At 62.1% G+C, this 20,769-nt stretch carries 28 protein-coding genes; 7 read left to right on the forward strand and 21 right to left on the reverse strand.

Annotated features, from left to right (window positions below):
* Positions 1-93: 93 nt before the first annotated feature.
* Genes ASE90_RS05105 through ASE90_RS05140 form a run of 8 tightly spaced genes read right to left on the reverse strand, consistent with a single transcriptional unit; the run spans position 94 to position 2,934 of the window.
* A complete protein-coding gene (locus tag ASE90_RS05105) occupies positions 94-300 on the reverse strand; it encodes a hypothetical protein (RefSeq protein ID WP_055996728.1) in 207 nt (68 codons plus the stop codon).
* Positions 297-782 carry a hypothetical protein gene (locus ASE90_RS05110; RefSeq protein ID WP_055996731.1) on the reverse strand — a complete coding sequence of 162 codons (486 nt, stop codon included), beginning with the start codon at positions 780-782 and terminating at the stop codon, positions 297-299. The genes ASE90_RS05105 and ASE90_RS05110 overlap by 4 nt, the downstream gene beginning before the upstream one ends.
* Before the next feature lies 1 nt (position 783).
* Positions 784-1,074 (reverse strand): hypothetical protein, encoded by a 291-nt coding sequence (locus tag ASE90_RS05115; RefSeq protein ID WP_055996734.1) that lies wholly within the window; start codon positions 1,072-1,074, stop codon positions 784-786.
* Positions 1,074-1,322, reverse strand: coding sequence for a hypothetical protein (locus ASE90_RS05120; protein WP_055996737.1), 249 nt, complete (start codon positions 1,320-1,322; stop codon positions 1,074-1,076). The genes ASE90_RS05115 and ASE90_RS05120 overlap by 1 nt, the downstream gene beginning before the upstream one ends.
* 3 nt (positions 1,323-1,325) lie before the next feature.
* Positions 1,326-1,589 (reverse strand): hypothetical protein, encoded by a 264-nt coding sequence (locus ASE90_RS05125; RefSeq protein ID WP_055996740.1) that lies wholly within the window; start codon positions 1,587-1,589, stop codon positions 1,326-1,328.
* A gap of 2 nt (positions 1,590-1,591) precedes the next feature.
* The gene (locus ASE90_RS05130; RefSeq protein WP_156361417.1) at positions 1,592-2,050 is read right to left on the reverse strand and encodes a hypothetical protein; all 459 of its coding nucleotides are present in this window, start codon (positions 2,048-2,050) and stop codon (positions 1,592-1,594) included.
* Entirely contained in the window at positions 2,047-2,637 is a 591-nt protein-coding gene (locus ASE90_RS05135; RefSeq protein ID WP_055996744.1) for a hypothetical protein, read from the reverse strand. The genes ASE90_RS05130 and ASE90_RS05135 overlap by 4 nt, the downstream gene beginning before the upstream one ends.
* A 27-nt stretch (positions 2,638-2,664) precedes the next feature.
* On the reverse strand, positions 2,665-2,934 hold the full coding sequence (locus ASE90_RS05140; RefSeq protein ID WP_055996747.1) for a hypothetical protein: 270 nt from the start codon (positions 2,932-2,934) through the stop codon (positions 2,665-2,667).
* 153 nt (positions 2,935-3,087) lie between these two features.
* Here ASE90_RS05140 and ASE90_RS05145 point away from each other — a divergent pair, with 153 nt between their 5' ends.
* Together ASE90_RS05145 and ASE90_RS05150 are read left to right on the forward strand one after the other, a co-directional pair.
* A complete protein-coding gene (locus tag ASE90_RS05145) occupies positions 3,088-3,327 on the forward strand; it encodes a helix-turn-helix domain-containing protein (RefSeq protein ID WP_055996750.1) in 240 nt (79 codons plus the stop codon).
* A 139-nt stretch (positions 3,328-3,466) separates the two neighbouring features.
* Positions 3,467-3,838: a J domain-containing protein gene (locus ASE90_RS05150; RefSeq protein ID WP_162235044.1), complete on the forward strand. Its 372-nt coding sequence runs from the start codon at positions 3,467-3,469 to the stop codon at positions 3,836-3,838.
* Here ASE90_RS05150 and ASE90_RS19515 read toward each other — a convergent pair.
* The 4 genes from ASE90_RS19515 to ASE90_RS05175 are packed head-to-tail and all read right to left on the reverse strand — an operon-like array spanning position 3,835 to position 9,523.
* On the reverse strand, positions 3,835-7,143 hold the full coding sequence (locus tag ASE90_RS19515; protein WP_156361419.1) for a lytic transglycosylase domain-containing protein: 3,309 nt from the start codon (positions 7,141-7,143) through the stop codon (positions 3,835-3,837). The two genes, ASE90_RS05150 and ASE90_RS19515, sit on opposite strands and share 4 nt — an antisense overlap.
* A complete protein-coding gene (locus tag ASE90_RS05165; protein WP_055996762.1) occupies positions 7,143-8,510 on the reverse strand; it encodes a hypothetical protein in 1,368 nt (455 codons plus the stop codon). The genes ASE90_RS19515 and ASE90_RS05165 overlap by 1 nt, the downstream gene beginning before the upstream one ends.
* Complete coding sequence (locus tag ASE90_RS05170) at positions 8,510-9,175, reverse strand: hypothetical protein (protein ID WP_055996764.1); 666 nt, start codon at positions 9,173-9,175, stop codon at positions 8,510-8,512. The genes ASE90_RS05165 and ASE90_RS05170 overlap by 1 nt, the downstream gene beginning before the upstream one ends.
* 9 nt (positions 9,176-9,184) lie before the next feature.
* Positions 9,185-9,523 carry a hypothetical protein gene (locus ASE90_RS05175; RefSeq protein ID WP_055996767.1) on the reverse strand — a complete coding sequence of 113 codons (339 nt, stop codon included), beginning with the start codon at positions 9,521-9,523 and terminating at the stop codon, positions 9,185-9,187.
* Positions 9,524-10,143: 620 nt separating this feature from the next.
* On the opposite strand from ASE90_RS05175, the gene ASE90_RS05180 reads away from it, so the two are divergent.
* Positions 10,144-10,329, forward strand: a complete 186-nt coding sequence (locus ASE90_RS05180) for a DUF6961 family protein (RefSeq protein WP_055996770.1) — start codon at positions 10,144-10,146, stop codon at positions 10,327-10,329.
* Between the two features lie 207 nt (positions 10,330-10,536).
* Here the strand turns inward: ASE90_RS05180 and ASE90_RS05185 are convergent, their stop codons facing one another.
* The 3 genes from ASE90_RS05185 to ASE90_RS05195 all read right to left on the reverse strand — a co-directional run bounded on the left by ASE90_RS05185 (position 10,537) and on the right by ASE90_RS05195 (position 13,141).
* The gene (locus ASE90_RS05185; RefSeq protein ID WP_055996773.1) at positions 10,537-11,334 is read right to left on the reverse strand and encodes a hypothetical protein; all 798 of its coding nucleotides are present in this window, start codon (positions 11,332-11,334) and stop codon (positions 10,537-10,539) included.
* A gap of 116 nt (positions 11,335-11,450) precedes the next feature.
* Positions 11,451-12,719: a Y-family DNA polymerase gene (locus ASE90_RS05190; protein ID WP_055996776.1), complete on the reverse strand. Its 1,269-nt coding sequence runs from the start codon at positions 12,717-12,719 to the stop codon at positions 11,451-11,453.
* Positions 12,716-13,141 carry a LexA family protein gene (locus ASE90_RS05195; protein ID WP_055996779.1) on the reverse strand — a complete coding sequence of 142 codons (426 nt, stop codon included), beginning with the start codon at positions 13,139-13,141 and terminating at the stop codon, positions 12,716-12,718. The genes ASE90_RS05190 and ASE90_RS05195 overlap by 4 nt, the downstream gene beginning before the upstream one ends.
* A 323-nt stretch (positions 13,142-13,464) precedes the next feature.
* Here ASE90_RS05195 and ASE90_RS05200 point away from each other — a divergent pair, with 323 nt between their 5' ends.
* Positions 13,465-14,115, forward strand: a complete 651-nt coding sequence (locus ASE90_RS05200; protein WP_055996782.1) for an SOS response-associated peptidase family protein — start codon at positions 13,465-13,467, stop codon at positions 14,113-14,115.
* A 6-nt stretch (positions 14,116-14,121) separates the two neighbouring features.
* Here the strand turns inward: ASE90_RS05200 and ASE90_RS18935 are convergent, their stop codons facing one another.
* The 4 genes from ASE90_RS18935 to ASE90_RS05215 form a co-directional block, all read right to left on the reverse strand.
* The gene (locus tag ASE90_RS18935; RefSeq protein WP_082449454.1) at positions 14,122-15,099 is read right to left on the reverse strand and encodes a glucokinase; all 978 of its coding nucleotides are present in this window, start codon (positions 15,097-15,099) and stop codon (positions 14,122-14,124) included.
* A gap of 304 nt (positions 15,100-15,403) precedes the next feature.
* Positions 15,404-16,099 (reverse strand): Crp/Fnr family transcriptional regulator, encoded by a 696-nt coding sequence (locus ASE90_RS05205; RefSeq protein ID WP_235531655.1) that lies wholly within the window; start codon positions 16,097-16,099, stop codon positions 15,404-15,406.
* Positions 16,100-16,282: 183 nt separating this feature from the next.
* Positions 16,283-16,576: a helix-turn-helix domain-containing protein gene (locus tag ASE90_RS05210; protein WP_055996789.1), complete on the reverse strand. Its 294-nt coding sequence runs from the start codon at positions 16,574-16,576 to the stop codon at positions 16,283-16,285.
* On the reverse strand, positions 16,573-16,776 hold the full coding sequence (locus ASE90_RS05215; protein ID WP_055996792.1) for a hypothetical protein: 204 nt from the start codon (positions 16,774-16,776) through the stop codon (positions 16,573-16,575). The genes ASE90_RS05210 and ASE90_RS05215 overlap by 4 nt, the downstream gene beginning before the upstream one ends.
* Positions 16,777-17,214: 438 nt before the next feature.
* Here ASE90_RS05215 and ASE90_RS05220 point away from each other — a divergent pair, with 438 nt between their 5' ends.
* From ASE90_RS05220 to ASE90_RS05225, 3 genes are all read left to right on the forward strand, one after another.
* A complete protein-coding gene (locus ASE90_RS05220) occupies positions 17,215-17,805 on the forward strand; it encodes a hypothetical protein (RefSeq protein ID WP_055996795.1) in 591 nt (196 codons plus the stop codon).
* An 85-nt stretch (positions 17,806-17,890) separates the two neighbouring features.
* Positions 17,891-18,157: an excalibur calcium-binding domain-containing protein gene (locus tag ASE90_RS18940; RefSeq protein ID WP_235531656.1), complete on the forward strand. Its 267-nt coding sequence runs from the start codon at positions 17,891-17,893 to the stop codon at positions 18,155-18,157.
* A gap of 132 nt (positions 18,158-18,289) precedes the next feature.
* The gene (locus ASE90_RS05225; protein WP_055996798.1) at positions 18,290-19,051 is read left to right on the forward strand and encodes a ZIP family metal transporter; all 762 of its coding nucleotides are present in this window, start codon (positions 18,290-18,292) and stop codon (positions 19,049-19,051) included.
* Here the strand turns inward: ASE90_RS05225 and ASE90_RS05230 are convergent.
* Together ASE90_RS05230 and ASE90_RS05235 are read right to left on the reverse strand one after the other, a co-directional pair.
* Positions 19,048-19,455 (reverse strand): response regulator, encoded by a 408-nt coding sequence (locus ASE90_RS05230; RefSeq protein ID WP_055996801.1) that lies wholly within the window; start codon positions 19,453-19,455, stop codon positions 19,048-19,050. The two genes, ASE90_RS05225 and ASE90_RS05230, sit on opposite strands and share 4 nt — an antisense overlap.
* Positions 19,456-19,589: 134 nt before the next feature.
* Entirely contained in the window at positions 19,590-20,717 is a 1,128-nt protein-coding gene (locus ASE90_RS05235) for a glycoside hydrolase family 43 protein (RefSeq protein WP_055996804.1), read from the reverse strand.
* Positions 20,718-20,769 lie beyond the last annotated feature (52 nt).

Consider the following 20,769-nt stretch of genomic DNA (forward strand, 5'->3'; position numbering starts at 1 on the left):
TCGCGGAAGTGGTGAGTACGGCCAGCGCCCGCCGATCGGGAAGCGATCAGCGGGAACGGCGGGCGGCGGACTGGGGCGCTATGGCCCGCGAGGCTAGTCGTCGGTCTTCTCCTGGTCGTGGGTGTCTTCGTCGTCAGCGTCCGGTTCGAGGTCCGGATCGCCGTCTATTTCGTCGAGGCAGTCGATCATACGCGCCACCAGTCGGTTCAGGGCGGGCCTCGGAAGTTGAGGGATCGCCGATAAGACTGCCTCGATCGGCAGGACCGCCGCTCGGCCGGGGTAGATCAGCAGCGCGGTCATTTGCGGGCCATCCGCCTGACTACCGAAGACGTTGCAAGGATCCCGACCACGCGGCCGACGATCTTGTCGGCCAGTACGACGGGATCGGGGTACGGGCCGTTCGACACGAATATGCTGCTGCCGTCGTCGCCTTGGCGCAACGACGATGCCCACCAACCAACAGGGGTGTGGCGCGTGAAAACGATCTGCCGGGTCCGCTGCTCGCGCTCGAACGGCACTTGGGGTTTCGACACGTACTGGATCACGAACAGGTCGCCATCAGTCGGCAGGAACGCGCCCGGTTCCGCGACCACGACCTCCCCCGTCCGGATCAACGGCGCGTTGCGATCATCGCTGGCCGCCTGAACGAACGCCCACGCTGGGACGCTCTCGAACATTTCGAGCGTCGGGCTCGTGGGGTACATCGCCTCGAACCGCTTCCGGTTGCCCATCTGATCGGTACCGGCGAACACGGTCATCAGGTTGCGCTTGTCGTCGGTCATGTCACTGATCCCTCTCGGTCAGGCGGCGGGCGTCCGCAGCGAACGCCGCGATCCACTCGTCGTACATCGGAATGTCCCGGGTGGCGGCCAGCTCGATCTTGATCGCAAGCGCCTCGCCATCGGGAGCGGGCACGTTCTCGATTAGATGGTCCATGGCGGCGACCCACTTATCGAGCGCGGCGTTCTCGCGGTCGTCGCCAAGGGGCAACGCCTCGAAATGTGCGAAAGCGTCAGTGTAAGCCTGGTGAGCGGCTTCAAATGCTGCGCGCTGGTTCAAGATGTTGTCGTCCATCAGTGCAGATCCCCACGCTGTTGGGCTTCGATGAAAAGGCGGATGGCTTCTGCACGTTCGGGCTTGCCGACGATCTGGGCGATGACCGGCGTCAGATCGTCAGCCGGACAATCCTGCACCACGAGCCAGAGCTTCCGACCGGACGCGAGGGCGTAGCCGCCCCCTATTGCGACAAAAGCCGAGAGCCATGCGCGCGGATCGAACGAGGTGGTGGCGCTGTGAAGCGCGTGTTGGTTCGCGTAGGCCATGGCTTAAGCCTCCTGCCAGAGGATGAAGCAATTGGCGGTCGGCTGGCCGTACTCACGGACCAGCGTTGCCACGGTCGCGGCGTGTTCGTCCTCCGTCACGTTGTAAGCCCGGCTGATCGCCATGCGCCGTTCCGCTTCCTCATCGGACAGCTTCAGCGAAAACAGTCGGTCCGCGCTAATCATGGACCCCAGCCGGTTGTCCGGCCCGATCCAGATGCGGCCCCCGATCGACAGCCACGCCTTTGCGCTTTCGGTGATGCTCGACATGGCTATTCCCCCTTCGGCTGGTTGAAGGGGATAAGAGCGGCTTTCTGCACCATGCCGGCCGTGCGGCGGCGCTCGCTATCGTTCCGTGGTTCGATCGACTTCGCGAGGAAGGCGACGACATTATCGGCGGCGGTTTCAATCAGGGACGCCAGCCGCGCGGCCTCGACCATGTTCGCCGATTTGCTGCCCGTCATGTCGCGCAGGTCATCGGCAGCGTCGGCGATGCAATGCATCAGTGACGCTATGTCGTGGGCGTCGGCCGGCTGCTCGGCGAGCATGACATGCGCCAGTGCGGCGGCGTTGTCGTGGATCCGGCCTTCCAACTTGTCGGCGTCATGGCTGCGCAGGTCGCCGGTACGACGGAAGTCCGCGCCCTTCTCGGCGACCATGTGCAGGTCATCGAACATGTCACTGCGCAACTGCGCAAGCGTCGCGATGCGGGATAGGTTTGCCATGGTCACGCCTCCACGCCTGCGAGGCGGGCTGCATCTGCCAGCATCTGTTCGGAATGGTTCAGACCGTCGAACATGTCGCGCTCAACCATGAACGCTATCTTGGCATGGAAGTCGGCGGACGACGTAACGGGGAACCGGGCGACGTCCCATTCTGCCGCGGCGTTGCGGTCACTGTATTCGTTGCTTGCGGCTGTGGCGGCGGTCAACCCGACTTCACGACGGGCGCGCTCGACCTGACGCTGGCGGCGCAGATCTGCCGCCACGAACCGACGCAGCGGTTCGCGCTTTCCGCGCCCCCGGTTCGGGTGTCCGGCAAGGATGCTGCGGGCTAGCCGCGCCGCATGGGGATCGGCAGTCGTCCAGTAGGTTTCATCCGGCCGATTAACCGGCACCGTCACATGTGGAATGCGGGCAATTGCGGCCTCTGCGCGTTCGTGCGCCGGTATCTCGACCTCGTAGTAATGCTTGTCGGAACGGGCCATGGTTTCCCGTGCCGCATCAATCAACTCGGCCAGCTTGACAGATACCCCATTCGCGGCAGCGGTCGCGGGCGTCGGACACGCGGCGATCGGCAGAACGGCAACGGCCGCCATCAGGTTACGTCGGGTAGCGAGCATGTGTCAGCCCTCCCGCGCAACAAGGCAACCGTTGGCGGCATGCCGGGTGAACAAGCGCTGGCAAGCGTCGGCAGCGATGACAGCCTCGATTGCTTCCTTCTGCCGCACCGTGGACGCGCGGTGCTGGCCGGCGAGTAGGCGAGCATAGGCGTCAGGGTTGCCGGTGCGCAGGTGCTGACGCGCCATGTCGACGGTCTTCGTTGCAATCGAGGTAAGGGCGGGAACTGCGCGCACGGTCTTGGCCGGACGCACGTGGGGCGTTAGGGTCTTCATAGCCACTTCGATCTCCTAGTGATCGTTTGGTTAGGCCGGGTTTGGAGGGCTCAATCTCCTCTCCCGGCCGTCACTGGTAGATTTTGTACCACTTCTCACGAGCGTCCGCAATAGCCCGTGGCAGTTCGCTGCCGTTCGGGCTAAGACCGCCTTATGCCGGTTAGCGTAGGTCAATGTCGGGCGGCGCGCGCCCTACTAGGTTGGACAATCGCCGAACTAGCGGAAGCTGCGGGCGTTGGCGTGATGACCGTCAACCGCTTCGAGAACGGCAAGACGGTCAACGCCGCATCGGCCATCGCTTTGGAAAAGGCACTGCTGGCCGCTGGCGTTATTCTCATAGCTACCGGCGGCCACACGTCCGAGGGTGGTGAAGGCGTAAGGCTGCAGGACTGAGCGACGCGATCAACCCGCAAGGATAGAATTCACCGCGCGTTCGGCATCTATGCCAAGCGTAACCGCTTCCGCACGATCCATGCCCGGTAACGCGATCAAGATGGCTTGATGTCGCGCCGCTATGCTATGGGTCGAGACTATGCTCGACCCGCATTCCGTCCTTGGCATTCAACAGAACGCTGAGCCGGAAGTGATTGATGCCGCCTACCGCGCGCTAATGAAGAAGTACCATCCCGACCACTCTGGTCCGGACGGCCTCGAAAAAGCCAAAGCAATCACTCTTGCATATGCGGCCTTGAAGGGCCGCACACCTGAACGCCCCTTCGGTGCGCCAGACACCGGCTCGGGATTGAGGCCAACACCCATGCCGGACGCGGGCCCGTCTAACGGACACATCGACTATTTGCCGACGCCGCCGCTTCGGATGGGCGTAAGGCTCGGGTTCGCTATGCTGGCACTATTCGGCATTCCGCTTCTAGGCGCCGCCATTCTGAAACTCGCTGGTGGCTAGCGTTCGTCGTTGTCCCGAGGCGTTGACGCGACGACTGCGGCTGCAAGACGTCCGGCCCGTGCCGCATCAACCAGCGCGTCGATGAAGCCAGCGGCCTGTTCATCTGCTTTAGCGTTTCCTGTGCGCGCAGCTGCCGCACCACGAGCAGCGCGGCCAGCGGTTTCACGCGCGGCTTCTTCGGCACCGTAGCTGGTCATCCCGGCCAACGTCCTGCTCGCTTCCGCCGTCGCCTTTGCCTGCTTGACCAAGCCGCTCGCCACATCGATCGCGGGCCCGATGAGTGGAATGCCCGAGAACTTGACTGCCATTGGGGCAAGAAAGCGCATCAGCTTGAATGCCGACCCACTCGGGTTCGTCGTGCCGCTGATCGGAATTGTCGCCTCGCCGATCACCCGTCGCAGGCTCATCAGTCGGTCGAAGTCGGCTTCATCCAACAGGATTTTCAACTTCGGGATGCCGAAGCGCAGGATCGCGCTGTTCAACTTCGCGCCGTTGATAGTCGCCACCGGCCCGCTGCCGAGGTTGCTGTTCGCCGTATATGCTTTGTCAATGATACCCCCAATGCCCTCCGCCTGGATGGCACGCCACGCCCCTTTGCTCGTCGGCGTCGAGTTCCCCAGCAGTACCGCCTTCACGCGGCGCAGGTTGCTCACCTCGCCCGACAGCACTTCGCTGACCGCTCGTTCCGGCAGTACATTGTCGGTTCGGGTACCCTTCTTCCAGTCGACCAGCCTCTGCACCACGTCCTTGGCGGCGAACGTTTCCTTCTGCTCGACAACCGCGCGGCGAGCCTGCCGCAGCTTCTCGCCTACAGGTCCGTCAACGCCACTCCGCGCAGCGGCTTCGACTGCCGCCTCGACAGCATCGTCCACCGCCCCCTTGATCGGCTGCGACAGTTTGCGCGGGCCATCGACGGCATACTGCGCGCTGATCGCCTTGCGGAATTGCTCTGCATTCCCGACCGTCAGCGGTTCAGGATCGCCGTAAAACTGCACCTTGCGTCCATCGGACAGGGTTACGGTCGTGAGCCCATCCTCCGCAGTGACGGCGTTCTTGCCGATCATGCCGTAGCGCGCCATTTCCTGCCGGATGACGTTCTTGACGCTATCGGGCACGTCTGCCTCGACCAGCGCACGCTTCGCGGCCGAGGCAATGCCTTCGACGTCTAGTGCCAACCCGTTCCTGCCCATCGCGTTCGCTTCGCGATAGAGCGTGTTGATGCCATCCTTGCCCCGGTCCCGAAGCTCGCGCAGGGCGTCGACAACGACCCGACCGCGATCCGCCCGCGTCATGTCGGCAGACCCGAACGCGTCGCGGAACTTGCTGGCGGCTTCCCTGATCCTGTCCGCCTGGTCCATCAGGAACGTGCGAGCCTTGTCGCCCTCGCCAGATGCCTGCGCACGTAGCGTCTGCTCCGTGTCCTGGATCGCGAAGTCTTGGGTCGCTTGCCCCCGCGTGAGGGGAATGCCCAACGCTTCTGCCTCGCGCGTCCGATCAGCAGCTGCCCGCGTACCGCGGACTGGGGACGGAGCATCAGCAGGCGACACACCCACGTCAGGATCGCGGACGGGCACAGGCGCTTGTTCTGTAGCCGCAGTCGCCGAGGGCACTGGCGCATCCGTTGAGGTAGCCCGATCGGCGGCCGCGCGAGCTGCTTCCAAGTCCTGGCGCGCCTGGTACAGCTTCGCTTGTGCGGCGGCCAACGCTTCCGGGTCGGTGCGGCTGGGACGGTTAGCGTCGAGAGAGATCGTCTCCCCGTTCTGCAACTCAACGCGGCCGCCGGCACGGCCCACGTCCTCAAGGGCCGTGCGTACCCTGCCCTCGGCTTCCACTACCTCGGGAGTACGGTCTACCCCTGCGCGCGAAGTGCCTGCCGGTACGGGGCTATCGTCATAGGCTTGCCGAATTTCGTCGGGCGTGAACCCATGCCGGGCGACCAGTTCCTGTCCGTCCTCAGTCAGTTCACCAGCACGATCCAAGACAACTTCACGGGGAGTTGTCGCCGGCATTTCGGCAGCTCGACGGCTAGGGAAGCGCCCAGCGGCGCGTTCGGTCACGATTGCGCCACCGATGCCCAACCCGCCACCAACAACGCCTGCTACCAACTGCCCCGCAGGACCATAGCCCGCCTGTCGGGCGCCTTCCGCCGACGCACCGCTAAGACCACCTGATACGGCATCACCGATCGGTGCAGCAGCAAGTGCACGGCTCACCGTCCCCGCCGCACCGGGCAGCTTTGCAATCGTGCCAGCAGATCCCGCGCCATAAGTCAGTAAGCCCCCTGCGGCACCACGCTCGACCGCAGACGCCATCTTTTCGGATGCGAATTGCGGCTTGGACAGTCCCATCATATCCGCGACGTTGACGGACGGGTCGTTTGCCATTGGCAAGGCCCCGCCTGTCAGACGCTGCGGTAGGCCAGTTGCGTTCAACAGCGAATTGACCGGGTTCATTACCAGTCCGGCAACGTCCCCTGTCCCCTCGATAACCGCGCGCAAACCGATCCCGAAACCGCGCTTGGCTTCCTCACCGGCGGTCATTGGCCGCCAAGGATTCAGCTTCGCGCCGCGCGGAAGAGCGGCGATACCTTCGCGCAAGTCCTCGTCGACTTGCTTGCGCTGTTGAACCGTCATCCCGCTGTTCATGTCGTTGTAGGCGCGGACCACTCCGGCCGGCAGTACAGGGGCGGCAGGCGTCCGCTTCAATTTTCCACCGGGCGGCAGAAGGATCGCACCGGCGTTCACGTCATGCTCGAACTGTGCAGCTTGTTCGGGTGACATGCGGTCTTGGCGATAGGCGATATACACCTTGGCCAAGCTGGGTCCCGCGTCAGCTTCGCGTTCCCGTTCACGGCGAGCCTGCACCCGTTCGAACGTCGATTGTCCACCCTGCGCCACACTTCCCCCCTGCCCGGTTACTCGACCGACATAAGCCCGCGTAATCGGGCCATGCTGCCGCCGATCGGTCCCGCCATGGTATTCAGCAACCGCTGCTTCTCGGCTGCCGCCATTTCGCTCAAGGCTCTCCTTCAGCAAGTATCCGGCAGCCAAAGCCGCTTGCTGCGGTCCGGCGTAGGCATCGACGCCATACTTGCGCATCACCGCCGCGCGGGTGGCAGGTATAATTTGATAGACCGATCGAGCTCCTGCCGATGAGACGGCATCCGCGTTGCTGCGTTCCCCGCGAACCCGAATGCCAGACAACAAGCCTGTCGGCAGCCCAAGACGAGTCTCGACGTTGCGGTCGATACCGTCGTATTCCGGGTCGCGGAATGACGTAGGCGAGCGGCGCGTCGCTGCGGGCATCAGCGACCAAACTCCATGTACGAACGCGGGGGAAGCTGTTGCCTCCCCGCCGTTGCCGCACTCTGCTGCTGGTAGGCGCCGAAGGTCGTGCCCCTTGGAATTTGCACGCCGTTGACCGTCAGGTCGCGCTTGGCAGTTCCGAGATTGCCGTTACCTGCGATCCATTCGGCACGCGCGTTATCGTTCGCAGCGGCGATGTCCTGCATCTTCGCCATGCCCTTCAACCACGACACGATGTAATCCCTCGGCGCGGTTGGCGGGGGGAAGCCCTCGCGCGCAAGTTTGATGTCCTTGTCGCTTGCAGGACCAGGGGGAAGCGACTTGATGGCGGCGTTGTTGACCAACTGCTGGTATCGACCGCGGAGTGTCGACACGCCGTCCTGCACGCCGAACGTGCGCTTGCTGAATTCGGTCAGGTCGGAGAATGCGCCACCGCGGGCAGGCGACGCGCTGAACTCGTCGGCAAGGACGCGGGTCTGTTGAGCAAGTGCCGTATTCGATGCACCAGACACGACGGCAGTGTTCATGATCTGCACCGATCCCGGATCCGGTCGCGCGCCCGCTGCCTCCATCTCCTGCAACTTCAGTTCGACGTTGGTCGTGAGGGTGTCCCGCGCAATCTCGACCTGCGCTGCTCGGGTCGTGATCTGGCTGTCGACGTTCCGACGGTTCGCCTCGTCGTTCAGCAAATTGGACCGGATAATCTGCGGGGCATAGGTCGCTTCGGTCTCGGCCTTGCTGGCTTCTGCCACCGCACGACGCCGCTGCGCCGGGAACAGCGCACCCGCCCGGTCATCCTCGTTCAGCTTGGCGACGGTATCAGCCAGCTTCTCCGGTCCTACGATCGCACCGATTAGCCCGGTCATCTGCACCGCTGCCAAGGACGGATTTTCCCGCATCAGCTTAACCATCGCTTCATCGTCGGAAACGTCGTCACCCGCCTTGCGATCGATCGTGATGCGTTGCTCGGCCTGTGCGATGGCATCGTCTACCCGACCGCCCATCAGCAGCGCGCGCGTGGTACCGAGGAATCGCAGGTCCGATTGGTTCTGCGCGTCCTCTCGCAGCTTCCAAGCTTCTGTGATCGGTTCACGGAGCTCAGGGAAACTCGTGATCAACGACAGGGCGCCTTGATGCGTCGGCCGGGTCTGGAATTGCTGTAGGGCAAGGTCGCGCTGGCCGACGCGCTGCCGTGCGTCCTGTGCCGCGATCTGCCGAGCCTGCATCTCCTGCTCAGCGGCGACGTTGCCGAGCTTCGCCGACTGAAGCTGCTCGACCCCCAACTGCTGCCGCAGGGTTTCAGCTTGCAGTTCGGGCATGAGCATCGCGGCGTTGCGCTGGACGGCGGAGTAATCGAACATGCTCATCAGAACATCCCCCCGAGTTTGGCGAGGGTTCCAGCTTGCTTTGCCAGACCCGACTTCAACTGCTCACCGAACGCCTCGTCCAGGAACTTCCCTGCTTGGTTCCACATGTTCGCGTTCACGCCCGCGCGGATATTGTGCTTCATCGCTGTAGCGTCGCCAATCGAGTCGTATAGACCGGTTGTGGCGTTCGCCTTGTTCGCGCCAAGTTGAGCGACCGACCCCGTTGCGCCCATACCCATGCCGGCCAGCCCGCTGAGGTTGGCAAGCTGCTGCTGAACGAGCTGCGACAGCACGTCCGACCGGAAGTCCGCGAGGCCGCGCTGCGTGTTGCCGCCACGGATGCCGCCAGTCGCGGACGCATTCTGCAACAGCGCTTCTTCGCCGTTCCGGACGAGCGAGCCGAACATCGGCGATGCCTCAAGCGCATCAATGGCCGCGGTCTGTTGATCGCCGCCACCCAGCCCGAGCAGTCCGCTCATCTGGCTAAGGGCGCCTGTCCCGGCGCTGAGGTAGGGCATGAAGTCGGCACGCGACTGATCGTACTGACGCGCCTGTTCAGCGATGCCCTTGTTCGCTGCATCTATCTGAGCGGCAGCCGCTTTCGTAGCGCCTCTCTTTTGTGCGCCGCCGCCGAACAGACCCCCCACAAACGAAAAAATGCCCATCGTAATTCCTCAATGCATGGTGGGTTCGACAGTGATCCCGAGATTGCCAAAAAGTTCGGCGGCGAGCGCATTCCACATTGAGCCGGACCACAAAGCACCGGTCAGATCAGGATGCGCGGTCAGCAGTGCGTCCCATACCCCGGCTTCGGTCAGCCCCAGCCGATCGGCAGCGGTGCGGGCGAACGTCTGTGCGATGCAGATGGCGACACCCGGCCCCATCGCTTGCGCTCGATGAATGGCCAGCAATGCCTCGCCGACGTTCGCGAACTGTATGGGGGTATAGGTGGGCGCCGGAGGGGTCTGCGTGACCCTGGCCAGGACTTCCGCGAATGGAGTGAACAGTCCCATTGTCCTTGCTCCTATGGATGGATGCAGGGCACACCGACCGTGTTCGCCCGCCTGCGAATTAGATCGAACTGTACCTCACGATGGTCCGCCTAGCGCATGGGCAGTTATGGGCAGTTGGAGAACTTACGGCGAACGTTGCTGAAACGGCGCTTCCACCGTACCACGTATCAATGCTCATAGCCGTATTGCTTGCCAGCGCCGCTATCCCCGCGGGGAAACCGTTCAATTGCACACCTACCCGCGTGTGGGATGGCGACGGGCCGGTCTGGTGTCGCGAAGGACCGCGCTTACGTCTCGCCGGTATCGCAGCACGAGAGCGTGACGGAACGTGCCGGACGAACCAGCCGTGTCCAAGGGCATCGGCGGAAGTCGCGCGTGACACGCTGGTGGAGCTTTTGGGCAAGAAAAACGGGCGATCGCGACAGGGGCATATCCTCGTTCGCGGACCGACGCTGCGTTGCGTATCGAATGGAAGCGCAGGCCGTGGACGAACAGGTGGTTGGTGCGTATCGCCGAAGAACGGCGACGTTTCATGTGCAATGGTGGCGAGCGGCACGGTGCTGCGATGGCAACGGTACTGGCGCAGGCATCGTTGTTGAACCAGCACGGGCGACAGCGGCATGACGAAGGAGGAGGAACGGTGGGCAGAAGCCCTACTCGCAATCCGCTTGCACGGCGACCGCGCACCCGACTGGATCGCCGAGCGGATCACGGCGCTGGCATACGCTGGCGACGAAGCGGGCGTCGCTCGCTTCATGGACATGGCTGCCCGTCTGGACGCGCTGAGCGACGGGACACGCCAGTGAAGCGATGGCGGGAATGGCTGCTGTATGCGGAGGCCGCCGTGTTGACCTTCCTGACGGCTGCGGCACTGCTCATGGGGATTTGGGGAATGGTTCGTTGAGTAGCAGCGCTTCGGAACTGACGGGAACGCGGCCTTCTATACGCCCTGCACAAAGAACGTCCGGGGGCCGGAGACCCCATCGCTAAGCGCGGCGGGGTCTCACAGGGGTTTAAGCTAAGTCCCCACCGGGAACGAACGTTGAGCCGCTGGTACCATAGTAATAATAGGTCACGCCGTTGATCTCCTGCGACCCAAGGTACTCGACCGACCGAATGGTAGAATCAACGAACTTGAGTTGACCACCGAGGCCGTCGCTCGGGTCGGAAGCATTTGGCCCGCCGGTACCAGACGTATCCAGTACCCGATTGCGGCCGAAGCCGATCGTACCGTCGTCGTTACCGTCGTAGAGTTGACGTGTGGTAACCAGCAGATCGTCCGCCCCAAAGCCTGAGATGGTATCGCCACCTAGGTTCAGCCCGAGACCGTTGTCGTGGAGAATAACACGGGGGCCGCCGGCAGCGCTGATTGTGTCGTTGCCAATCGTCCCCTCGAGCACGTTTTCTTGGCCAAACTGCGCCCACAGGTTCTTCCGAGTGGCACCGTCTGCGTAGGCGAATTGCCCGCCCTTGCTGCCGAGGATGCGGAGTTCGAAGGGGTTGGATGTGGGAAGCTCCGACGCGATCACGACGTTATCCTCGCCCGCGTTTTCGGCGCTTGTGCGATCTATATCGATGATCCCGTTCGCGCCGGCGGAGATGTATCCGTCGTTATCCCCATCGAAAAGCGCTCGCGTCGTCAGAATGACGTCGTCACTTCCGAAGCCGATGAACGCGTCGTCCCCGGTAGGGCCTTCGGCGAATACGAAGGCCGTAGGGCCGGTAGCGGCATACGTGTCCGCGGAGCCATTGGCGTTTACAGTTGCTATAGTAGAAGTCGTTACTACAGCGTCGTTGTTCCTGAATGCCATATTAAACCCTTTCCGCAATTATTAGGATCGGTCAGCCATAATTGGCTACACATCATTGCGGTTCCAGCACTATTTCTTTTGCGTTATTATTCGATCGGACTGCTTGTTGGCACGCGCTATGCACGAACAGTGGGTACCTGGCCAATATCGGTCGTCCATGCCGGCGATTTGCTCTCTGATCGCAACCGCCACTGACGCTTGAAGCCCTGCGACGCCGGGACGGCCGTGAACCGGCCAAACTTCCCATTCACTTCGTCCAGCGCCGCCATCAACCGTTCGCGGGTCGCGCGGTCACCTTCGAACAGCGTGTGTGGACGATCGCCAGCCGGCAGAAGGTCGTCCAGCAGGACGCCCGCCTTCGTATAGGCATAGCCGTCCCGCCATGCCCGCTCCGCGCAGCGACGGGCCGCGGCGATCAGTTCAAAACTGTCGCTGGTCATCGGGTGCAGCGTCGTTGATCGCGAACCAGCGTATTGCGGCCGGTCCGGCTTGTGCCTGTTCGTATGGAAGAATGCAGTGAACCGGCCCGCAACTAGCCCATGCTGCCGCAGCTTTTCCCCCGCGCGCATGGCGTACTGTGACAGCGCGCCCATCATGCCGTGGAAGTCGTGAACCGGCGTCCCGAACGATCGCGTCACTGCCATGCCCTTGCGGGTCGGCTCGACCGTTTCGACAGCGCCAGCCGGGACGCCCTGTAATTCTGCGACCAACCGCTCGAGCACGACCGTCCCTATCGCTCGCGCTTGCTTCAGAGGCATGTCGCGCAACGTCGCTGCGGTGGTGATGCCGAGGTCGGCCAGCTTGCGTGCCGTCGCACCGCCCACGCCCCATATGTCTTCGGCTGGGAACGTCTGCATCACTGCTTCGCGTATGCCCTCGTCGCGCAGGTCGGCCACACCGCCAAACTCAGGTCGCTTCTTGGCGGTAGCATTCGCCAGCTTTGCCAGCGTCTTGGTCGGCGCGATGCCGACACATGTCGGGATAGTCGTCCACAACTGCACTTGGCTACGCATTGCGTGAGCGTGGGCGACCAGATCACGGCTTTCGAACCCAGCAAGATCGAGGAATATCTCGTCGATCGAGTAAATCTCGAAGTCGCGGACGAATGGCTCGACAGCGGCCAACACGCGTCGCTGCATATCGCCATAAAGGGTATAGTTCGATGACCGGACCTTGATGCCGTGCTGCCGAATGAGGTCTCGCAGATGGTGGGCCGGATCCCCCATCTTGATACCGAGCGCCTTCGCTTCACTCGAGCGGGCTATCGCACAGCCATCATTGTTCGACAGCACGATCACCGGCACGCCGACCAGACTATGGTCGAAGGCACGCTCGCAGCTGACATAATAGTTGTTGCAGTCGATCAGGGCGATCGGGTTGGTCACGACACCTTCCGGGCGACGCCGACTACGACGCCCCAGATCTCAACGTACTCGTCTACCAGAATGTGCGGGAAGCCGTCGGCCTCTGGGACCAACCAGTGGCGTCCGTCCATGTGCTTCAAACGCTTCAACGTCCGGTCGCCATGGACCAGTGCCACGACGATGGATCCAGTGCGAGGACGCTTCGCCCGGTTCACGACGATCAGGTCACCGTCGTTGATACCCGCGCCAGCCATCGAGCCGCCTTCGACGCGCATGATGTACGACGCAGCCGGATGCTCGACTAGGTACGCGCCGAGATCGATCGGCTCCTCCATGTCGTCCTGTGCGGGCGATGGAAAACCGGCGGGCGTTCGGACAAGGAAGCACGGGAGCGATTGGGGGATCAGATCATATGCAACGTCGTGAAGCTGTACCGTACCCATAGCGCCTGTCCCGAATCACCAAGGCGATCCATGTAGCGCGTAACGGAACATATTGTGAACACGCGATCTGTACTCTCGTCACCAATACGTTGCCGTGCTCCGCTCGTGTGGGCGCGGGGTGGCAAAGCCTGGAGGCTGTACAACGGCAGGTAGAGATCGACGTATTCCCTTCCGACGATCCCCGGCCCGCCCTCACCAGTCCCGCTCACAGCGAAGGCCAGCAATCGTATAACTCTTTCCGTTTGGTACGTTCCGTTCATCACTAGGGTTGATATCCGGAATGGATCGATTGCCTGGAACTGCTCAGGCGATAGCATCGGGCTATGTGTAATCGTGCTCGATTCGCCGGCGAACCCGCCGGCCTGTTCGGATCAGCCGCAAAGCTGTTCCCCGAACGCCCACGCGACAACCGCTTCAATCCGCACGAGCTGCGCCCGAAGGGACGCGCCTATGTCATCCGCGAACAGGATGGCGAGCGCGGCTGGGACATCATGTCGTGGGACGTGCTGGGCGGTCAGGCGGCTTGGCCGATGACGAATGTCCGCAACCTCAAGCTGCCTCAGTGGCGCAAGCTGGCGGCGGACCCGGCGAACCGTTGTTTGGTGCCCCTCACCGAGTTCTGCGAATGGACGCCAGACAAGCACGACCTTGGCGACGGGAAGCCCCCTCTGAAGGGAGAGATGTGGTTTCAGGTCACTGACCAGCCGACGTTCGCGGTAGCCGGGTTCTGGCAACAGGCGGCCGAGGGCAACGGATTTACGATGGTCACATGCGATCCGAACGAACTGGTTGCGCCGATCCACCCCAAAGCGATGATAACGATCCTGCGGCCGGAGGACTGCGATACTTGGTTGCAGGGCAGCTACGACGAGGTGGTCGCGTTGCAGCAGCCGTATGATGCGACAGCCATGACGGTTCGGGGGCCGGTGTTTCCGACGCGCAAAACTGCTGACATTCCGACCCGCTTAAAATAGCCGCGGTCAAGCATGCCCCCACCGGTGCCGTAGTGCTTCTCCCAAACCGACCAGCTCCGCATTCTCGTAAGAAACCAGTGATCTTGGGACATCCGAGAGTGCGCGCCGGTATTTTATCGAATTTGCGAACAGCGCCTGCGCTTCAGGTTTTCGTAAAGACGGCAGGATCGCATGAGCGACCGCTCCTGCAACCAACAGGCCATCCCAAGCACCGAGGGTCATTACGAGGCTTCCGGCTTGCGCCCAGAACGCCTTGGCAAGCAAATCGCAAGCGGCATGTGCGATCGGATCGGTTGCCATCGATCGGGTTATTTCCTCCGGGGATTTAGCACGGGGCAAGCAACCCCGCTGCCGCGACAACGCGTTGTAAATAGCCAGTAGCCCGGGCGCGGATACCAATCCCTCCGCCGTTACCGGTTGGCGTCCAAGTGAAAGCGATGCCGCTAGATCGGTCAATTCCGGTGTAGCAGCCGCAAAAGCACCGTGCCCCGCCTCCGTTGGCAGCACAGTTACAACGCCCGTTTCGCTGCGATGGACTGCGGCGACGCCCAACCCCGACGTGATTCCCATCACCAAGAAGGTACCCGACCGTTTTGCAGGGCTTCCATTCGAACCACTGAACGCTTCGCGAACTTGCCCTTCTGCCGCGCATAGTGCCCAAGCTTCGGCAGCGAAGTCGTTCAGTACGAGCGGCGGCTCCCCCAGCATTGCCTTCAAGCCGGACCGGGACAAGAACCAGCTAGTCTTGGTGATCGATATTGCGTCTCCCCGAACAAGCCCCGGAACCGAGAACGCCGATCGACGCGGAAGGGCGGAAATGCCGAGATCGCGCTGAAAGGTCGTCAGGGCGGCAGAGACGCCGTTTACCACCTGCGCATCATACGTCCGAATGGTCTCGTGCAGAACCGAACCATTCACCGTCGACAACGCCAAGCAAACGCGCTTTCGGCCTATCGATCCTAAAACAGCGTTGTCCGCGTGCATTAGATCCCCCCATATTGGCGACGCGTTTTGCCGCTTATTATGGCAGGCACCTGTAGACCGGAATAGTTCGCAAGTAATTACGATCAGGCGATAATCTTCGCATTGTTCTTATACGGTATTTGCTGGACGGTGGAGGCTTCGGGGCGAGCAGGGTTTGCACAGCATCACGGGATAATAGGCCATCAATCGCACATCAGCCGCTGGATGGGTCATTCCTTCCCACGCATGGACCACCGACGAGCGACCTCCATATCGCGATAGGGCTGCTTGATTGCCTCGGTGCCGAACCGCCAGCCGGCGCCAGTTACCGCGGTGGCGGAAGCCAACTCGGTTCGAAGGCTGGGCACCGCAACGGTAGCGGAGAGATCGCCCGCAGCGCCGCAATGTCGAGTAGTTTCACATGGTGATCGTGCCGCGCAATCCAGCCGTTCTTGTCGAACGTTCGGACCGTCCGGTTCATGTGAACCGGCGTGATGCCCAATAGATCACCCATCTGTTCCTGCGTCAGTGGGATATGAAAAGCGTCCCCATCAACGGCGCCGATCGCATCGAGCCGTTGATGTAAATCAAGCAGAAACTGGGCAAACCGTTCGTTTGACGATGCGTTTTGGGAGGTGGCCAGCATATCGAGCAGTCTCAGACGCTCCATTTGGATCGCTACCGTGAACAGCGCTCCCAAGCGCGGCAAGTCGACAAAAAGCTGTCCGAACCGGGCAAAGGGCACAAATGCGGTTGTGGCTTCCGTGATCGCGGTCAAGCTATCTGCGGTCGTGGACAGCACGGCATTAGGTGTGCCGAGCATATCTCCCGGCAGATGCACCTTCTGAATAAGGCGATCTCCCGTGCGCAGGGTAACCGACGAAATAATCCACCCGGAGATGTGCAGGTAAAAACCCTGAGCCGTCTCTCCTTCACGCTGGAACGTCTCGCGCTTGTGGTGAACGACTGGGGGATCGCCCAGATCGAGCAACGCTTGCTCTTCCGCCGGCGTCAGATTCACGAATGACCGATAGCGATGAAGCGGATATACCATCTAACGCGTCGTCTCCGGTATGTACGTTAGCGGTCAATTCGTTACGCAACGTAAACCAGTCCAGCATTAAAATGGATCAGTAGCTGACGAGCTGATCGTGCCGGGGGGCTCAGGCTGCGCGGCTCGCGTGCGCTTTCTTCCAGCATGTGTTCACGGCACCACGAGTTCGGGCGGCACGGACGCACGCAGATCAGCCGCACTGATCGACCACGCACGGGCAAGGGCGTCCAGTTCGGCCAGCGACACGCGATCTTTCCGAGCGATCGTATCGAGCCGCGGTCGAGGGATTCCAGTCAGCCGCGATAGCGCGTCATAAGGCGTCGTCTTCTGCGCGACCCACGCGTCGAACCACCACGATCCGGTAGCGATCGCACGGGCGACCGGATGGGTGTCGGACCATGTGTCGAGGTACACCGGCAACGGACGTTCGCCCTTCCGCCTCATGGCAGGACCGCCAGCGTCAGTTGTTCGCCACGTGCAGCCAGAACGCACCGTGCCCTTTGGGCCGCATCGACCGCCTGCCGGTACTCAACGGTGCCGTAACGCTCGGCCTCGTCGAACCCGAACCGTGCCCAGTCGTCGGACGGATAGCAGGCGTCATAGATCGCGCGCGCAGCCGCACGCAGACGCAGGTCGTGCTGCATCGAAAGCTCCCTTGGCATGTCGAGTCGCCCAGCTATCGGGCAGCGCAAAGTAGAACGGATAGGGAACGATTCGCAAGCGACGTGATCGTCAGCCTGCGCGATCGGCAGGCAACGACGACGACGGACCGACCCGTTCGCAGCGACGTACAACCTCCTTGGATATTCGCGCAGTCGCATGCCATCGTGACGACGCGGCCGCATGGTCGCGGCCGGCGGGCGTTGTTCACCCCATTGCACGCGTCCGCCGGTCAACAAGTCGCCAGCGTCGGTTATGCGAGATCGCAAGTAGCATGCTGAGCCTACCGCGACGTGTCACGTTCGCTGCGAACTAGACCTTGAGTATCAGCGCTATCGTTCAGCAGACCTATTGACGTCACATCGAACTGGTAGTCGATTGCCGCAGTTCGGCCGGGGGGCCGAATCGAATTTGGGGGCTATATGAAAAAGGCACTTTTGCTTGCCGCTAGCGTCGTGCTGGCATCCTCAGCGCATGCTCAGACCGCTACCGTAGCGCCGGCAGCGCCAGCAACAGCAGTGGTCGTCCGCGGCGACGCGTCGGTTCTGCGCGCGGGAACGTCCGTCGTCCTTCGCACGCTCGATGGGCTCACGACTGAAGGCAAAAAGTTGAAGGTCGGCCAGCGGTTCAACCTCGAAGTTGCCGAGGCGGTGCAGGTCAACGGCGTGACCGTTATCCCAGTCGGTGCCCATGCTGTCGGCGAAGTTACTGACATTCGCAACAAGGGCATGTGGGGCAAATCCGGCCGCATCGGCGCGCGCCTCGTTTACGTCGAAACGAACGGTCGACGCCTTCGCCTGTCTGGTCAGATGGACGATAAGGGTGTGACCGGAACGGCGGGTGTTGTTGGTGCAATCGCCTTGGTGCCCGTCGCCGGTTTTTTCATGACCGGGACGAGTGCCCGCATCCCGGCCGGTTCGAACATCACTGGCTATCTCGATGAAGACGTACCGGTTGCCTTCACGGGCACGACGGCACCAGCACCGATGGTAGTTCAGACTTCGAGCAAGTGAGCGCGTGTGGCTGGCGTTGCTTTGCGCCAGCCACACCGGTTCGTAAGGTAGGAAGCCGATCACCTACACTGCTACACTTGTGCCTGTGGTCTACCTCCTCGGCTTTCTCGCAACGCCCGGCGGTTTGAACGCCGCTGGCTGCCACAATGATAGGAAGGGCGGGACCGGCTACCACTGCCATAGATCAAGCACCCGACAGCCGCTTGCAGAGACGCGTCGGAATCTATCCGAAAGCACGAACTTTCGTAACTGTGCAGCGGCACGAGCGGCCGGCGCAGCGCCCGTTCGTGCCGGCGATCCCGGCTATAGCAGGCGCCTCGATCGTGATGGTGATGGGGTCGGTTGCGAATAGCGTCGCGTCCGACTTGCCGTTGTAAATCGTGCTACACATCGAAACGTCAACGGCAGGTCTGGCGACCAACGCCGGTACCGGAGATGTTATGAGCGAAACCCCTGTCTGCATCCAATCGGTGCCACCCATCTCATGACCGGCATCTGGGCCGCCGGCTTCTGGGGGTTGGTGGGCGGCTCGGCGCTGCTGATCGGCGCTCTGATCGCTTATTTTGTCCGTCTCCCGCAGCGGTTGATTGCGTCGGTTATGGCGATTGGTGCCGGCGTATTGATCTCGGCAGTTGCGTTCGACTTAATGGACGAAGCGTTCAAGCAAGGCGGCTTCGACTCGACTGCGTTCGGTTTTCTTGGCGGTGCTGCCGTCTATACGTTGGCCAACATCGTCGTATCGCGACGTGGAGCCAAGCACCGCAAGCGCTCAGGTTCAAACCCGGACGAGAGCCAGCCGGACGCCAGTTCTGCCTCAGGGACCGCCATTGCGATAGGCGCGCTGCTGGACGGCATCCCAGAGTCCGTGGTGATCGGTGTAAGCCTGCTCAGCGGCGGCGGAGTGAGCATGGTGACGGTAGCGGCGGTGTTCCTGTCGAACGTCCCGGAAGGATTATCGAGCGCGGCCGGCATGAAGGCTGCTGGCCATGGCGCCCGCTACATCTTCGGCGTCTGGGGTGGCATCGCGGTTGCCTCCGCGATTGCGGCCATGATCGGCAACGTCGCCCTTGCCGGCAGCAGCCCGGATCTGATCGCCGGGGTTACCGCTGTGGCAGCGGGTGCCATCCTCGCGATGCTGGTCGATACGATGATCCCTGAAGCGACCGAGGCGACGCATGACTACTCGGGACTGATTGCGGTCTGCGGCTTCCTGGGCGCGTTCGTGCTGTCGAAGAGCGGTGGCTAAACCGCCTTCGCTAGCGGTTCGGGCTTCTTCTCATCGGGGAGCATTGTCGCAAGATGCTCATGTACGGTGCGCTTGTTAAACGGCTTTGGGATGAACGTCGCGCGATCGGGCATGTCGCCCTCCGCCGGCAGAACGTGGCCGGAGGCAATCACAATCTCAATGTGTGGCCAATGGTGGTCCACGTGGCGGGCAAGATCGAAGCCGTTCATATCGCCGGGCATATCTACGTCCGAGAACAGCAGTATGATGCTCTCCCAGTGTTCCGCCAAGATGGCCGTTGCCTCGTTACCGTCCATCGCCTCGTGAACGCGAAAGCCTGCATCCTTTAGGATGACCGTCGTATCCATCAGGATCAGCGGATCGTCGTCGACGACAAGAGCGAAAGGGACTGTTGAGGGGGCCATTGTGCCTCAACCGCCGGTCGCGCAGCGAGTTGCCGCTGACCGGACACAAATCAGCAATATGCGACGTTCGGACAAGCTAGGCGAAAAATCGCGGTGTGCGCTTTGCCGATCACCCTGCGCCGGAAGAGACGGCTTCAGTCCTTGATCGGCTTGAGCGTTTCGATGGTGCCGTCCGGACGGAACCGCAGTTCGGTAATCTTGGCCGAACGCAGGTGGTTCTTATTCGACAGCTGGCTGTCGTGATACGCCAGATACCATTTGTCGTCGAACTCGAACACCGATCCGTGGCTGGTCCAGCCCTGAACCGGCTCCAGGACACGCCCTGTATATTTGAACGGCCCGTATGGGCTGTTGCCGATGGCGTAAGCCAGGAAGTGCGTGTCGCCGGTCGAGTACATGTAGTAATATTTGCCGTCACGCTTGAAGGTCCACGATCCTTCGAAGAAGCGACGGTCATGATCACCGCCAAGGACCGGCTTGCCCTTCTCGTCGAGAATGGTCGCGTCGCGCAGCGGTTCGGCAAGCGACTTCATGTCGGGGGACAAGCGCGCAACCTTGCCCGACAAAGCAGGCTGATCGTCTTTCTTTAAATCGGTATCGCCGGCGTTCGGATCATATTTGCCAGTTGCCCAGCGCTGGAGCTGACCGCCCCAGATGCCGCCCACGTACAAATAGCTCTGCCCGTCATCGTCGGTGAACACGGCCGGGTCCATTGAGTAGGCACCCTCGATCGGCTTTGGCTCCGCCTTGAACGGACCGACCGGTGAGGAGGAGGTCGCAACACCGACGCGGAACACGCCCTGCTTGTCCTTGGCCGGGAAATACAGGTAATAGGTGCCGTTCTTGTACGCAGCGTCCGGCGCCCACGCCTTTTCAGATGCCCATGGAATCTGTTTCAGATCGAGCGCGACGGGATGAACGGTTACCGGACCGCCAGGGCGATCCATGCTCAGCACCTGATAGTCATGCATCGCGTACTGGCTGCCGAGGTCGTCGTCGGGGATGCCTGCATCGACGTCGTGGCTGGGATAGACGTAAATCTTGCCGTTGAAGACGTGCGCGGATGGATCGGCGAAGAAGAGGTCCTTGACCAACGGCTGTGCGAGGTAGCGCTTGCCGTCTGGGCTGCGCGGCTCGGCGGCGGGATCGGTGGAAGTGGCAGCATTCGGCGCCGTTTCATTCTGTCCCGGCCCCGTCGCGGAGCACCCGGCAAGAATGGCAATGGTGGCTACAGCCGCGGCAAGATTTAGTGAAAGACGCAACGGGCTATCCTCTCGTCAACTTACGCGCAGCTTATGCTGCTTTCCGATAACG

This window comes from Sphingomonas sp. Leaf67, from assembly GCF_001421965.1.
Taxonomy (GTDB): domain Bacteria; phylum Pseudomonadota; class Alphaproteobacteria; order Sphingomonadales; family Sphingomonadaceae; genus Sphingomonas.